14 protein-coding genes, 2 pseudogenes and 1 riboswitch are annotated in these 14767 nt (G+C 60.5%); of the genes and pseudogenes, 12 read left to right on the forward strand and 4 right to left on the reverse strand.

Going from position 1 to position 14767, the window contains the following annotated elements; all coding sequences use genetic code 11:
• Window positions 1-65: 65 nt before the first annotated feature.
• The 8 genes and pseudogenes from CXY74_RS11720 to CXY74_RS11755 all read left to right on the forward strand — a co-directional run bounded on the left by CXY74_RS11720 (window position 66) and on the right by CXY74_RS11755 (window position 8058).
• Window positions 66-1464, forward strand: a pseudogene (locus tag CXY74_RS11720) (IS3 family transposase).
• Window positions 1465-1795: 331 nt separating this feature from the next.
• Window positions 1796-3100: a sugar ABC transporter substrate-binding protein gene (locus CXY74_RS11725; protein ID WP_104200603.1), complete on the forward strand. Its 1305-nt coding sequence runs from the start codon at window positions 1796-1798 to the stop codon at window positions 3098-3100.
• Window positions 3100-4041 carry a carbohydrate ABC transporter permease gene (locus CXY74_RS11730; RefSeq protein WP_104200604.1) on the forward strand — a complete coding sequence of 314 codons (942 nt, stop codon included), beginning with the start codon at window positions 3100-3102 and terminating at the stop codon, window positions 4039-4041. The genes CXY74_RS11725 and CXY74_RS11730 overlap by 1 nt, the downstream gene beginning before the upstream one ends.
• 9 nt (window positions 4042-4050) lie before the next feature.
• Entirely contained in the window at window positions 4051-4962 is a 912-nt protein-coding gene (locus tag CXY74_RS11735; protein WP_233193362.1) for a carbohydrate ABC transporter permease, read from the forward strand.
• Window positions 4963-5394: 432 nt separating this feature from the next.
• Entirely contained in the window at window positions 5395-6045 is a 651-nt protein-coding gene (locus CXY74_RS11740) for an AmiS/UreI family transporter (RefSeq protein WP_104200605.1), read from the forward strand.
• Between the two features lie 66 nt (window positions 6046-6111).
• Window positions 6112-6345: a zinc ribbon domain-containing protein gene (locus CXY74_RS11745; RefSeq protein ID WP_233193384.1), complete on the forward strand. Its 234-nt coding sequence runs from the start codon at window positions 6112-6114 to the stop codon at window positions 6343-6345.
• Between the two features lie 36 nt (window positions 6346-6381).
• Entirely contained in the window at window positions 6382-7638 is a 1257-nt protein-coding gene (fmdA, locus tag CXY74_RS11750) for a formamidase (RefSeq protein WP_104126755.1), read from the forward strand.
• Window positions 7639-7695: 57 nt separating this feature from the next.
• Entirely contained in the window at window positions 7696-8058 is a 363-nt protein-coding gene (locus CXY74_RS11755) for an acetamidase/formamidase family protein (protein WP_255409539.1), read from the forward strand.
• A gap of 80 nt (window positions 8059-8138) precedes the next feature.
• On the opposite strand, the gene CXY74_RS11760 is transcribed toward CXY74_RS11755, so the two are convergent.
• Window positions 8139-9173 (reverse strand): substrate-binding domain-containing protein, encoded by a 1035-nt coding sequence (locus tag CXY74_RS11760; protein ID WP_304481669.1) that lies wholly within the window; start codon window positions 9171-9173, stop codon window positions 8139-8141.
• Window positions 9174-9467: 294 nt separating this feature from the next.
• On the opposite strand from CXY74_RS11760, the gene CXY74_RS17595 reads away from it, so the two are divergent.
• The 4 genes and pseudogenes from CXY74_RS17595 to CXY74_RS11770 all read left to right on the forward strand — a co-directional run bounded on the left by CXY74_RS17595 (window position 9468) and on the right by CXY74_RS11770 (window position 12096).
• Window positions 9468-9608 (forward strand): hypothetical protein, encoded by a 141-nt coding sequence (locus CXY74_RS17595; protein WP_158252358.1) that lies wholly within the window; start codon window positions 9468-9470, stop codon window positions 9606-9608.
• Between the two features lie 37 nt (window positions 9609-9645).
• Window positions 9646-9764 (forward strand): annotated as a pseudogene (locus CXY74_RS18400) (Tn3 family transposase); the annotation flags it as partial.
• Window positions 9765-9844: 80 nt separating this feature from the next.
• A riboswitch (TPP riboswitch) is annotated at window positions 9845-9945 on the forward strand.
• Between the two features lie 56 nt (window positions 9946-10001).
• A complete protein-coding gene (locus tag CXY74_RS11765) occupies window positions 10002-10766 on the forward strand; it encodes a 3-oxoacyl-ACP reductase (protein ID WP_104200824.1) in 765 nt (254 codons plus the stop codon).
• Window positions 10767-10779: 13 nt separating this feature from the next.
• On the forward strand, window positions 10780-12096 hold the full coding sequence (locus CXY74_RS11770) for an LLM class flavin-dependent oxidoreductase (protein ID WP_104200608.1): 1317 nt from the start codon (window positions 10780-10782) through the stop codon (window positions 12094-12096).
• On the opposite strand, the gene CXY74_RS11775 is transcribed toward CXY74_RS11770, so the two are convergent.
• Genes CXY74_RS11775 through CXY74_RS11785 form a run of 3 tightly spaced genes read right to left on the reverse strand, consistent with a single transcriptional unit; the run spans window position 12093 to window position 14743 of the window.
• Entirely contained in the window at window positions 12093-12887 is a 795-nt protein-coding gene (locus tag CXY74_RS11775) for an ABC transporter ATP-binding protein (protein ID WP_104200609.1), read from the reverse strand. The genes CXY74_RS11770 and CXY74_RS11775 overlap by 4 nt on opposite strands.
• Complete coding sequence (locus CXY74_RS11780; protein ID WP_104200610.1) at window positions 12880-13692, reverse strand: ABC transporter permease; 813 nt, start codon at window positions 13690-13692, stop codon at window positions 12880-12882. The genes CXY74_RS11775 and CXY74_RS11780 overlap by 8 nt, the downstream gene beginning before the upstream one ends.
• Window positions 13682-14743: an ABC transporter substrate-binding protein gene (locus CXY74_RS11785; RefSeq protein WP_104200611.1), complete on the reverse strand. Its 1062-nt coding sequence runs from the start codon at window positions 14741-14743 to the stop codon at window positions 13682-13684. Before CXY74_RS11785 ends, CXY74_RS11780 begins: the two co-directional genes overlap by 11 nt.
• Window positions 14744-14767 lie beyond the last annotated feature (24 nt).

Raw genomic sequence — 14767 nt, forward strand, 5'->3', positions numbered from 1 at the left:
GGCGAGAATCAGGAATCATCACCATGTTCAGTCCGTCTTTCATCGCCGTGCGCGACGATAGTTATATGAGTAGTCCCGGACCCCGAGCTGGTGGTCCGACCTTGAGAAGGTCGTTCACCCCAGCGCAGAAGCTTGCCCACCTCGCCGCGTATGACACGGCTATCAAGAACTATGAGGGCGGTGCGTATCTGCGCACCGAGGGGTTGTACTCCTCGCAGATCACGGAGTGGCGCAAGCTTCGTGACGCGGGTGTCCTTGCGGGGAAAAAGCCCGGGGAGAAGATTGGCCGATTAACGCCGGAGCAAGCTGAAATCGCCCGGCTGCGCCGCCAGTTGAGCAAGACCGAGCAGCGGTTGGAAACGACGGGGTGGCGTTGGAGATCATGTCAAAAATGCACGAGCTACTCGAAAGTCTTTCGAAGAGCTCGCGGGACGAAACACCGCGTGCGTTGCCGTAATGACCGCGTACCGCGAACTGGCCAGCCGAGGGATCTCCACTCGCGTCGCGGCCGACCTGGTCGGGATCCCTCGAGCGACCGCCACCCGGAAACCACGCAGTCCGGTGGTCGGGCCGGCGCCCATTCCGGCGAACAAGATCGATGATGTCGACCGCCGGCAGATTCTCGACGTCGTCAACTCGAAGCCGTTCGTGGACCTGCCGCCGATCCGGATCTACGCGCAGCTGCTCGACGCAGATAGGTACTTGTGCTCCATTTCAACGATGTATCGGGTGCTGGACGAGAACCAGCGGGTCAAGGACCGCCGCCGTCTGGCACGCCATCCGGCCCGGGCGATCCCGGAGCTGACCGCCACGGGACCCGGCCAGGTGCTCAGCTGGGATATTACGAAACTCGCTGGCCCGGTCAAGGGGAAGTACTGCGATGCCTACGTGATGATCGATATTTACTCCCGCTACATTGTCGGCGCGTATGTTCACGCGTCGGAATCGGACGAGCTGGCGGTGGAGATGATGAAGGAAATCTTCGGCATTCACCGCGTCCCGCAGGTCGTGCACGCTGACCGCGGCACGTCGATGACGTCCAAGACCGTCGCGGCGTTGCTGTCGGATCTAGAGGTCACCAAGTCGCATTCGAGGCCGCGCGTAAGTAACGACAATCCCTACAGCGAGGCGTGGTTCACGACCCTCAAATTCGCTCCGACGTTCCCCGAACGCTTCGGCTCCCTCGCCGACGCAAAGACGTTCATGGCCTCATTCGTCGACGGCTACAACCACGAACATCGCCACTCCGGGATTGGCCTGAACACGCCAGCGGACGTCCACTACGGCCTCGCAGCAGCGAAAGCCATCCGACGAGCAGCGACGCTGGACGCGGCCCGCGCACGCTTCCCCGAGCGATTCAGCACGACCCAGGCGCCTCAGATTCTCTCCATTCCCGAGACGGCATGGATCGACAAACCAGCCGACAAACCCACCGAAAAGGAACGCCTCGAACTCGCCGCCTAAACTCCCACTGGTCTCATCCACCTTGACAACTTCCGCGACGGTGCCGTCATTCTGTGACGAAAGAACGCCTCAATTCTTCAGCAGAACTCATAGACTCACACCGCGCCGGCGACGTGCTGTTGATCGGAACGATCTTTGGTCAAGTCCCTGTGATGACGTATCGACGCTCGATACCGGAAGTTTGACGATCCCATTCACTGGATGAAACTCGCAGATTCGGGCAGATATTGAAAGTTCTTCATGAAAAAAGTCATGGTCCTGCATATTCGTGAAAAACTGAGGCACAGTAAAACTTGTCTGCTCGGCCTTGCAATGACGGAAGGATTACAGCGTGAAACTCAACAGAAAACGTTCGCTTGCAGTGGGGGCGGTAGTCGTGGCGGTCACCGTTCTTTCCGGGTGTGTTGGTTTCGGGAGCGGTGGAGGCGGTGGGGGAGAAGCAGGCTCTAACGAGCTGACCTTCACCACGTGGGCGGGAGACAGCGAAGCAGTCGCTTTCAAAGCCTTGATCAAGCAGTTCGAGACCGAGAACGACGGCGTGACAGTCAAGTTGAATGTCGTTCCTTATGCTCAGATGTTTTCGGGGATTGACGCCAAGCTTTCGTCCGGAAACGCTCCCGACATCTTTCGAGTCGACTACGGGAACCTGGGCGTTTATTCAAGCCAGGACCAGTTGCTAGACCTGAGTCCGTATCTGGCGGATGAGCAGAATAACTTTATTCCTGCGATGTGGCAGGCCGTGTCGTTCGAGAATAAGCCTTACGGTGTTCCTCATCAGACCGACGTCTCTGCTCTTCTCGTGAACACTGACATGTTGACGGAAGCCGGAATCGATGTCGCTTCGTTGCCGACGACTCAGGCTGATGCGTGGACGTGGAACGAGTTTTCGGATGTTGCGAAGCAACTTCGGACTGCATTGCCAGCAGATAAATATCCGTTCGTCTATAACTGGCAATTAGGAGGCGCTCCGCGATGGTTGAGTTGGGTGTTCCAGGCCAACGGCGCCCTTTTCGAGAAGGATGGAACGACACCGGCGATCGATTCGCCCGCCGGCAAGAAGGCTCTTGACTACACGAAGAGCTTTTATGACAACCAGTGGGTCCCTCCGACGAGTTCAACGAAGTCGTCCGTGTACGCGGACACCACCTTCCAAGAGGGCACTGCTGCGATGGTTTTCGCTGGTTCATTCTTGGTGCCGGACATGGAAACCCTCGCCAAGTTCAATTGGACTGCAATTCCGATGCCGCGTGATGAGCGCGGAGCTACAGATCTTGGGGGTAACGCGCTAGTCGCGACAAAGGATACGAAAAATCCGGAACTTGCCGCAAAGTTCCTTGCGTTCATGGTGCAGGCCGATAGTATGTCGGCGTTTTGCGCAGCCACCAATGAACTCCCGACCCGAACAGACCTGGCAGCAGATGCAGTTACGTTCATTGTGCGACCCGACGTGATGCCCGTCTTCGTTGAACAAGCCAGCACCATCGAACCCAGCGATGTCACGCAGCTGACTTCGCCCGCAATGGCGGCGATCTCAACAGCCCTGCAGGATCAGCTTGAAGCTGCATTCGTCGGTGGCCAGTCCACGGGGGACACGCTGAGCAACTTGACCCGTGCCATCGAAGAGGCCAGCAAGTAATGACGTCGCTCACCGCACGTGGACGGGACAGCGCTCCGTTGTCGCCACGTCCGCGCGCGGCGCGGCGCGCCTCACGCCTACGGGAGTCTCTCATCGGCTGGGGCTTTCTGGCGCCCAACCTCACCCTCATGGCAATTTTTCTGTTCCTACCCATCCTGTGGGCTTTGCAGTTGTCGTTTCAGGACAGTCGGGGATTTGGCTCCCCGGAGTGGGTTGGTCTGAAGAACTACGCCAAGCTCGTCGGCGACCCAGTTTTCTGGCAGAGCTTCGGGAATACTATTGTCTTCACCATTTTGACCGTGCCAATCACGATGGTTGGTGGCCTCTGCCTGGCCGTGCTGATGAATTCTGTGCTGCCTGCGCGTGGCGTTTTTCGCACGGTTATCGTACTGCCGATGGTTATTTCCGGGGTTGCCTCGGGGATGATCGCGGGAATCATCTTCTACCAATCAAACGGCATCATCAACAAGGTGCTTTCCGCGGTGGGCCTGTATCCGGTGGCTTGGCAGTCCGACGGTTTGCCGGCGTTGATCTCGGTTGTTATTGTGGCGATCTGGCTGCGGATCGGCTTCAACATGATCATCTATCTGGCCGGTCTGCAGGGGATCGAGCCACAACTTTATGAGGCGGCACGCATCGACGGCGCCAGCCGCTGGCAGCAGCTTCGCTCTATCACCGTACCCCTAGTCGGTCCGAGTACGTTCTTCTTGCTGATCATGAACGTGATCGCCTCGTTCCAGGTTTTCGACCTCATCTTCGTGATGACTGGGGGCGGGCCGGGCAATTCTACCTCCGTGCTGGTGACCTACGCCTACCGCAACGGCTTTCAGATCAGGGAACAGGGCTACGGTGCCGCGATCGGCATTGTCATCCTTATTATCACGCTCCTTTTTACCTTTGTGCAGTGGAAAACGAGTCGCACGCGCGACCAGGTCGGATAAGGACATCCCATGACACAAACGGTAGCCATTCCAAACAAATTGGCGACAACGATGAGCGGCGATCGCGAGCCTCGACGGAAAAGCAGAAGTAGTGCCGCGGTGATCGGCGATCGCAAGGGAATCGTATGGCGAAGTATCATCGCTATCGTGGTCGCGATCATCATGGTCTTCCCGCTGTATTGGATGGTGGTGGTGGCGTTCTCCCCACGTGGGGAGGCGTTCGAACCCACACTACGGTTCTGGCCAAGTGCCTGGACCACCGAAAACTTCCAGAGAGTATTCGAGCTGTACCCGGTAGCAACCTGGTTCGGCAACTCAGTGGTCATCGGCCTTTTCATCACCTTCCTCACCGTGGTGGTCAATTTGCTCGCCGGCTATGCATTCGCACGATTGAGATTCCGCGGGCGAAACGTACTCTTCCTCTTAACCCTCGCCACGATGATGATCCCCGTCCAGGCGATCATGGTTGCTCAATTCCGACTGGTTTCCGACTTAGGTATTTATGGCAGCTACTGGGGTGTGATCCTGCCAGGGGCCGCAGCGGCATTCGGGATATTCCTCGCCAGACAGTTCTTCATCGGAATTCCGGACGAGATCATCGAGGCTGCGAAAATAGATGGCAGCGGGCAAATCCGCATTTTCCTGCAGGTGGTGCTGCCATTGAGTAAGCCGCTGATCGCGGTTCTCATCCTGCTCACCCTGATGGGAAGCTGGAACGACTTCGCGTGGCCCCTGATCGCATTGAATGACAATCAGCTATTCACTCTCCCGATTGGACTTCTGTACCTCCAAAACCAGACGGCGCCCAATTACAATGCCACAATGGCCCTGGCGCTGATCTCAGTCCTTCCAATGGTCGTGCTTTTCCTGTCCTTTCAGCGTTACTTCGTGCAGGGCTTCGCCCGCAGCGGTATTCGTTGATGCTGACCTATCTCTGCACCCTGCCCCGTTGGCTGCACCATGGGCTGTGCCTGCCGCGCAAAGACGCATCGTGACGGTTGCGTCGCTTGCGCTGTGCGCGTGTCAACCGGTATTCGGTAGTTCGCTGCCGTTCGTCGTGTTGGCTGCGGTCGTTGCGCTGTTACCGGGTCTGTGGCTCCGCCATCCGCTGCGTCTGAGGCGAAAGACGCTGTAGTTCTGGTGTCCTCTCTTTATGCCGTCGGGCTCATCCTCTTTGTGGGGCCGAGGTCCTACTGTCCGGGTTTCTTTAGCGCTCTAAGAACACGGTTGGTCGCCTGCATTCAGCGCGCCGCTGCAGCAGGGTGCGTCACCAAGATCGTTGACACCATCCTGTCCGTTCCGCTACATTCGGGCCATGCAGCCGTTGATGACTGAGGTTGGAGGGCGCCGATTATGAGTAATGTTGGGCTGCTGTACGTGGGGGTCATTCTTTTTATCAACGGGCTCATGCTCATCGGCGTGATTCCCGGCAAGTCGGCTGCCATTCTCAACTTTTTTGTCGGTGGCATGCAGGTCGTGCTTCCAACGATCATTCTGATCCAAGCGAATAATGATCCGGCGATCGTCCTCGGGGCTGCGGGGCTCTATCTTTTTGGGTTCACGTATCTCTACGTCGGCATTCTGCAGGTGACCGGCGTGAGCGGAGAAGGGCTCGGTTGGTTCTCCTTGTTCGTGTCGGCGTGCGCGCTGGTGATCGGCGTCATTCAGTTCACGCTCGGCGACGCGGTTTTCGGCGTGATCTGGTGGATCTGGGCCGTGTTGTGGTTCTTCTTTTTCCTGCTGCTCGGTCTGGGAAAAGAGTCCTTGGCCCGTACGACTGGGTGGTTCGCGATTTTGATCAGCCACCTCACGGCCACCATTCCGGCCTTTTTTCTGCTGCTGGGCCGTTACGAGTCGAACACTGCCCTGGCCCTCGGCATGGCAGCCCTTGGCGGGATCGCGCTCGTGATGGCGATGGTCATCGGACGGTGGGCGAGAGTCGCGGCGGCGCCTGCGGCGCCTGCGGCGCCTGCGGCATCTGCTCCCGCATTGATCGTGACCTGAAAGGGAACCATGCCCACCTACGAGTACCGGTGCCCCGACTGCGCGGACTTCGACCTCGTCTTTGAGATGCGTTCTGTGCCCGATTTGGTGAGCTGCCCGACGTGCGCCTGCACCGCCCGGCGCCGCATGAGCGCGCCCGGGATCTCGACGGCCAGTTCGGCTGCATTTCGACTCATAGACGACACCAACCGCAGCGCGCACGAGCCCGCGGTCGTGAACTCTCCCGCCCCCGGACGGCGTTCTGGTCCCGCGCAGAAATACACGTTGAACCCGCTACATAAAAAGCTTCCCCGACCGTAAGTACACGTTCGCACGCACCCGAAGAAGGAGAACAAGATGCCCGAGCTGCTGTTTCCGCTAGATTCTTCGAAAAAATTTGAGGACCAGGAGAAGGTGGGGCACAACCGCTGGCATCCCGAAATCCCGCCGGTCGCCACAGTGAAGCCTGGCACGTCGTTTCGGGTGGATTGCCGCGAATGGTTCGACGGCGCCATCGTGAACGATGACTCGGCCGACGACATTCTCAACGCGCCGCTGCTGACCGTGCACAAGCTCAGCGGCCCGTTCGCCGTGGAAGGCGCCCAACCGGGAGACCTGCTGGTAGTGGACATTCTCGATGTGGGACCCATCCCCATGGAAGACACCGGACCGCTCGCAGGGCAGGGCTGGGGATACACCGGAATTTTCGCGCGGAACAACGGCGGCGGTTTTCTCACCGATCAGTTTCCCGACGCGTACAAGGCCATTTGGGATTTCACCGGTCAGACCGCAACTTCACGACACATCCCGAATGTGTCGTTCACCGGGCTCATCCATCCCGGGCTGATGGGTACGGCACCGTCAGCGAAGCTGCTGGCCACCTGGAACAAGCGAGAAGGTGACCTGATCGCCACCAACCCGCACCGCGTGCCGCCCCTTGCGCTTCCGCCGGAGGCCGAGCACGCCGTTCTGGGGTCCCTCGCTCCCTCGGAGTTCGCACGGGTAGCCGGAGAGGCCGCCCGCACCGCACCACCACGCGAAAACGGGGGCAACCAGGACATCAAGAACCTGTCCAAGGGCAGCCGGATTTTCTACCCGGTGTTCGTGGACGGCGCCAACCTTTCTCTCGGTGACCTGCACTTCTCTCAAGGCGACGGTGAGATCACATTCTGCGGGGCTATCGAGATGGGCGGTTTCATCGAGCTGCGCGTGGACATCATCAAGGGCGGCATGGAGACGTACGGGGTGAGCGAGAACGCCATCTTCATGCCGGGCAATGTGGAACCGCAGTTCAGCCAGTGGCTGGCCTTCTCCGGAACCTCGGTGACGCTCGACGGCGAACAGCGCTATCTGGACTCGCACCTGTCGTACCAGCGGGCCTGCCTGCACGCCATCGACTACCTCACTAAGTTCGGGTACTCGCCAGAACAGGTCTACCTGCTGCTCGGCGCCGCACCCATTGAAGGCCGGTTGTCGGGCGTGGTCGACATTCCGAACTCCTGCTCGACGGTATACATCCCCACATCGATCTTCGATTTCGATGTGCAGCCGTCAGCCGCCGGGCCGTTCCAGGTCAATCCGGGAATCGGTGCACCGCGAGCGGCCAACCGGTGAGGTGCGCCGGGTGATCCGGCGAGCAGCAGCTGGAGGCTGACGCCGCTCTTCAGCCGTATCGGCTCGACTCCCGGTCGACCTGGGCGCGTCGCGCCGCTGTACTCTGAGTGGCTGACATTCGTGGGAATCTCGGTCGATCACCGTGACAACACAAACCTGTACATGGACGCCGCCGAGGCCTACCGCAACGCCTGTCTGAACGCGATCGAATACCTGACCAAGTGGGGTTACACCGGAGAGCAGGCGTACCTGATCCTCGGCACGTCCCCCATCGAGGGTCGCATCGGTGGCGTCGTCGACATACCGAATGCGGCTTGTTCGGTGTTCCTTCCGACCGAGATCTTCGATTTCGATGTGCGTCCAAACGGTGACGGACCGATCTACACCGACCGAGGACAGGTGGCCGTCGCCTCCTCCTGAGCGAATCGACGCAAGGCCGATCCCGCACAACACCGGATGGATCGGCGCCGAACCATCCGCTCGATGTGATCGCGGCCCTCTCAGAGGGTCGTGATCACGTCGAAATCTGCCACGGTGGCCCGCGCCAAGTGCACCTTCTGCTGAAGATGGCCGCGCCTCAACTCGACGGCTCCCCGTGGACCGTCGTAACCGACCCCCTCCGACACCGCGGTCAGGCAGTACACGTCGAGGCACTGCGCGGCACGAATCAGGCTCGCCAAAATGGTGATGCCCTCGTAGCAGGACTCAGCTTGGTTGTTTAGCGGAGGCGCATCCGCTCCGAAGTTGTCGGTGTACTCGCCGACAAGATCGAGCGAGCCTGCCGTTGACAGCGAGCGAAAATAGCCAGCGGAGACGTACATCTCGTCGATCGCACCGGGGCCGGACGCGATCAGCATGTTCTCCTCTATGAGCGGTGAAAAGCGGATGACGCGGTGCTGCATGTGTTCGCGTGCGAAGGCGCGATTGAAAGCAACGGCATCTTGCCCGACCAGAAACATGAGCACGCCGTCTGCTCCGGAACGGCTGAGCCGCCTGACCAGGGGTGCGAAGTCCTCCGTGCCCAATTGAACGAACTGCGAGCCGACCACCTGCAAGCCCAGCGCCCTCGCGTAGCTCATCGCCGCGGTCGCCGAACGACGCGGCCACACATAGTCATCACCCACGATGAACCAGCGACGCACTCCGAGCTGATCATGCAGCCAGGACAGGGCGGGCGCGATCTGCATCGGGGGAGTCTCTCCCGAGCAGAAGACTCCGGGATGACGCTCCCCGCCCTCGTACAACGAGGTGTAGACGTACGGGATACGGCCCGCCAAAACCGGAACGAGATGACTTCTCACGGATGAGATGTGCCAGCCCGTCAGCGCTTGGATACGCCCACGATCGATCAGCTTCGCCACGGTCTGGGCGATCTCGGGGGGCGGCGCCCCCGCATCGATGGTCTCGATCTCCACTCGACGGCCGAGCAGCCCCGTCTTGTTCAGCTGGGAAACGCATAATTCGGCTATGGCCTCGCACGACGGCCCGAATATTCCAGCCGGCCCTTGCAGCGGAACGGCCAACCCGATTCGTATCGTGTCATCGAGGACCGGAGCGCTGTGTCGGTGTCGGCGCTTTTACTTTGCCAAGGGAACACCCTTGTTCGCGTGCAAATGGATAACTTCGACTAGGTATTGAGTAAAAAGTAGCCTACTGAACGTTGTTCGTTCCGGTCGGAAAGGAAGAAAGTGCAAGCGTCACCCTCCGACGGCGCGACTCTACCCGTGGACGGACCGAACATCCAGCTGGTTTCTCAAGCAAACCAGCTGTTTACAGGGCACATTGAACGTCGACTTCGAGGACACGGGATTAGCCTCAACCAGTGGCGCGTGCTGTCATATCTCTTCGACCACACGGCGTCGCCGATGGCCGAGGTGACCTCCCATCTGTCATCGAAGGAGAACCGAGAGCTCATCCGCCTGCTGGCGCACCTCGTCGAGGGAAACGGCCAGAACCGCCCAACTATTTAGGGATGCCCTCTCACTAGCTTCCGCCATCCCAAACTTTCGCCGCAAAATCACAGCGGGACTGAACAAGGGCGAGCCCCGAAAGACTTAGCCCAAGCTGTGTTCTTCGACCGCTTCGGAGAGATCCGCGACCGGTCCTTCGAGGAAAAGCGCTATCGACAAGGTCGGCCAGCGCGGCAGTTGATGAGTTCAGGCTCGGTACGCGAATTTACCGGTACCGGCGGTTGCGTATACTCAGTCCCAGCGACACGGGGTGCCGACTGGATGACGGTCGGCTGAGATGACACCCGTTGAACCTGATCTAGTTCGAACTAGCGAAGGGATGTCACGGTGAATTTCGTGTACCAGAGTGGTGCCGGATCTCGTCCTTTCGCCTTACCTAAGGTGAAGAAAATCATGCAAATAGCAGAACAGATTGTCCTGGTCACCGGCGGTGCACGCGGCTTGGGTACAAGCATCGTGCACGCTTTCGCGGCTCAGGGCGCTCGGGTAGTCATCAACTATCGCAACAGTGCCGCAGCGGCGGAGGCCCTGGCTGCCAGCTATGGCCCTGAACACGCTTTTGCTGTGCGGGCCGACGTCACCGACCGAGCCCAGGTCGCGGCAATATTCACGCAGGCTCAGGCACATTTCGGGTCCCCAGTGACGACGGTGGTCAATAACGCGTTGGCCGATTTTCGCTTCAACGGCGATGCCCGCTCCGGCGCTGCCGACATCAGCTGGGGCGAGTTCGAGGCGCAGTTCTCTGGCAGTGTCCGCGGTGCCCTGAACACGACCCAGCAGGCGCTGGCCGGCATGCGCGAGGCCGGGTTCGGCCGCATTATCAACATCGGCACGAACCTGTTCCAAAACCCGGTGGTGCCCTATCACGACTACACGGCCTCCAAAGCTGCACTGCTCTCATTGACTCGCACCCTTGCCTCAGACCTTGGCCCGCACAACATCGCTGTGAACATGGTCTCCGGCGGGCTGTTGCGCACCACGGATGCCAGCGCAGCCACCCCCGAGGACGTGTTCGACTTCATTGCCGCGTCCACCCCGCTGCGCAGGGTGACAACCCCCGCCGAATTTGCCGATGCGGTACTTTTTTTTGCCTCCCCCTGGGCGCGGTCGGTCACCGGGCAGAACCTGGTGGTCGACGGCGGCCTGGTGATGAACTAGGGGCGCGCCGGTCATGCCAGCTCCGCGCCAGCTTCACTTCAATGCATTCCTCATGGGTTGTGGCCACCACGGTGCCGCCTGGCGGCGGCCGCAGTCGCCCGCCGACCAGTTGGGAGACATCAGTTTCTATGAACGGCTCGCCCAAAGCGCTGAACGTGGCTTCTTTGACGCCGTGTTCTTCGCCGACGGGCACGCCGTCGGCGATCTGAGTACCGGACCGCGGTGGTTTCTTGAGCCGTTGACCGCGATGGCCGCGATGGCGCGGGCGACGAGCCGCATCGGGCTGGTCAGCACCGTCTCGGCGACCTTTTACACGCCCTTCCACGCGGCACGCATGCTTGCATCGTTGGATCACATCAGTAAAGGACGCATTGGCTGGAACGTGGTGACCTCTATGTTTGACGCCGAAGCCCGCAACCATGGAATGGACGTGCTGCCCTCCCATGATCAGCGCTACAGCCGGGCAGGGGAGTTCATCGAGGTGGCACTGAAATTGTGGGATTCGTGGGAGGACGATGCTCTGGTCCTGGACCGCGGAGGTCTCTATGCTGACCCGACCCGGGTGCGAGCGATCGGCCACTCCGGCGAACACTTCCGGGTGGACGGCCCGCTGACGGTGCCGCGCCCGCCGCAAGGTCGACCGGTATTGTTCCAGGCCGGCGCCTCCGACCCTGGCCGGGCGCTCGCCGCCCGTTATGCCGAAGGGATCTATGCGGTGGCCTATGACCTCACCAGCGGGCAGGAGTATTACCAAGACGTGAAGAGGCGCATTGCCGTAGCCGGCCGCGATCCGGATGCAGTGTTGATCATGCCCGGACTCGTCACGTATGTCGGGTCCACACGAGCGCAGGCGGAGGCGAAGCAGGCGGAGGTCGACGCCCTCCTGCCGACCGAGCAGTCGCTCGCGCAGCTGGGAACGTTCGTGCAACAGGATTGCAGTAACTGGGATTTGGATGCGCCGGTGCCGCCTTTGCCGCCGCTGGCAGGCTTCACCGGGCCGCAGGGCCGGTATGCGACCATCCTACGAATTATTCAGGCTGAGCAGCCCACGGTCAGGCAGTTACTGGGCCGGCTTGCCGCCGGCGGTGGGCATTGCACCATGGTCGGAACGCCGGAGCAGATCGCCGACCAAATCGAGTTGTGGTTTCATTCCGGTGCCGCAGACGGCTTCAATGTCATGCCGCCGCTGCTGCCGGAATCCTTGGACGAGTTCGTGGACCGGGTGATCCCTGTGTTGCAACGGCGCGGTCTGTTCCGCACCCGCTATACCGCCGATACCTTGCGTGGGCATCTGGGACTACAACGCCCCACGGTCGGCGCTGACGTTTAGGGTGCTTTGGACGAGCGGGTTTCCTCGTGCAGGGTCGTCAGGAGTGTGCGTTCGTATCCGGCGAACTCTGCGGAGGTGGTCATCGACAGCGCGCGCGGCCGTGGCAGGTCGATGGTCAGGTTCAGCCGCACGGATGCCGGCCGAGCACTGAGAACGACCACCCGGTCGGCGAGGTAGATCGCCTCACGGATGTCGTGGGTGATCAGCACCGCAGTCCAGGCGTTTTGGGACCACACCCCCTGCAACCAGGACTGCATCTCCGTGCGGGTGAGGGAGTCCAGAGCCCCGAAGGGTTCGTCCAGCAGCAGGACATCTCTGCCCTGCACCACGGTGCGCAGCAAGGCCGCGCGCTGGCGCATGCCCCCGGAGAGTTCGAAAGGATGTGCATCTTCAAAACCAGACAGGCCGAAGGCCGCAAAGAGACTGGCCGCCCGTGCTCGGGCGATCTTCTTAGTTTCCCCCGCCACCTCGAGGCCGAGGGATGTGTTCTCCAGAATGCTGCGCCATGGGAACAACAAATCCTTCTGCGGCATGTATGCGAAGTGTTCATGTTGACCGGTGACGACATCCCCGTCGACTAAGACCTCGCCGGAACTGGCCGTCTCTAGGCCGGCCATGATGTTGAACATGGTGCTTTTGCCGCATCCGCTCGGACCGATCACGGCAACGAATTCGCCCGGCTGCGCCGAGAAGGCGACGTCGTCGAGGACCGACCGTACCTGCCCGTGGCCGAGCGGAAACGACTTGCATATTCCGCGCAGTTCGATCTTCGGGGGCGTTGCCTCAACCATGCCGGCTCCTACGTTCCTTCGAGTGCCAGGGGATGATCGCCCGTTCGGCGACATAGGTCAACAGAAACAGGCACACGCTCACGAACGCGGTCACCGCAACGGCAGCCAACACAAGATCGGTGCGAAACGAGTTCTTCATCATCGCCATATAAATGCCCAGGCCTCGCTCGGCGCCGACATACTCGGCAAAAATGGCACCGGTGACGGCGTAGGCGATTCCGATTCGGAGGGCTGTGAAGAACGAGGGAAGCGCCGAGGGAAGACGCACGTACACGAACTGCTTCCACCGGTTGGCCCCCATGCTGCGCAGCAGATTGATCGCGTCTCGATCGGTGCGGTTGAAACCGTCAATCAGTCCGACCGCGACCGGAAAGAATGTCACCAGGGCGATGACGATGACTTTGGGCAGCATTCCAAACCCGAACCAGATGACCATCAGCGGCGCGATCGCGATGAGGGGTATGGCTTGGGATGCCACCAGCAGTGGTACCAATGCTCGCCGCAGCCCGGGCGAAAAATCGATCAGGATCGCCAGCGTCCAAGCGACGGTCAGTGAGACGGCGAAGCCGAGAAACGTTTCGTGCAGGGTGGGGAGCGTATTCTCCCAGATCGCGGTGCGGGCCTCCCAGCCCTGCTGAAAAATGCGCTGCGGGGAGGGCAAGATCGCCGGTTGCACTCCGCCTGCCGTTACCGCCACCTGCCAGGTGATCACGAGCGCGGCCAGGAGCGCGGCGGGAGGCGCGAGCGCCGGGAGTAACCTTATGCGGGGCGCTGGAGCCGGCTTCACGGTGATGCTATTTTTCACTGAGGTATTGCTCGGTGAACAATGTCGACGTGTCTAGCGATGCCGTGAGCGGTTTGCCGTCTTCGTCGGCCAAGAGGCCGGCACCGTAGAGGAAATCGGCCAGCTGCTGCCAGGTGTCTGCCGACTGAGTGCCCACTTTACCGTTGGCATCTTTGAGGTAGGAAGCGCTCAGTTTTTTCTGGCTTTGGTAAACGAGTTCCGTGTTTTCGAAGACGCCGGGATTGGCATCGATCAAAATCTTCGCCGCGGCATCTGGATTATCGGCGGCGTACTGGTAGCCCTGTTGCAGGGCCTGAACGAACTGAGCAGTGGCGGCGGGGTGCTTGGCCGTCCAGGCCCGGTTTGCCTCGACGATCACTGAGTATTGGTCCGGTACGCCATAATCCTGCAGAGCGAAGAACTTCATCGGGGTGCCACGAAGAGCGGCATCGATACCCTCCCAGGTGATGAATGCCGAGGTGAAGTCAACTTTGCCGGCATAGAGGGCCTCATAGGCGGAGGTGCCCAGCGTGATTTTCCTGAACTCACCCGTTCCACCATCGTGCTTGATCACGTCCGAAGCTTCGGTGGGAAAAATTGCGCTGGGATCTGCCATGCCGAGGGTCTTGCCGTCGAGGTCCTTGGGGCTGCGAATGTCGTCGCGGCTGGCCAGGACCCCGATCGCCGTAGCGTCGTGCTGCAGCACCGACATCACCGAGATGTTACGCACACCCGCTGCCGCCGCGAAGGTGGCCGCGTGCTGGAAGCTGATACCGAAGTCAGCTGACCCGGCGTTGATGAGTGCGTCGGGAGATGACTGGCCGTAGGGAAGCACCCTCACCTCAAGCCCCGCCTGCGTGAAGTAGCCCTTCTCAAGAGCGACATACAGCCCGGTGTGATTGGTATTCGGTGTCCAGTCCAAGGCGAAGGCTACCGGAGTCAACGCGGTAGACGAGTCGGTGCCTGTCGCCGAGCCTGAGGCGCAGCCGCTCAGAACTGTCGCCGCGGCAAGAGCCAGCGCGACCACCGTCACCCACCGCGACGGCGCACTTTTGGATAGAGATAGTTGCATTGTCGTGCCCTCCTTGATTGCAGA

The sequence above is a fragment of the Cryobacterium sp. Y29 genome (genome assembly GCF_002929825.1).
GTDB lineage: Bacteria > Actinomycetota > Actinomycetes > Actinomycetales > Microbacteriaceae > Cryobacterium.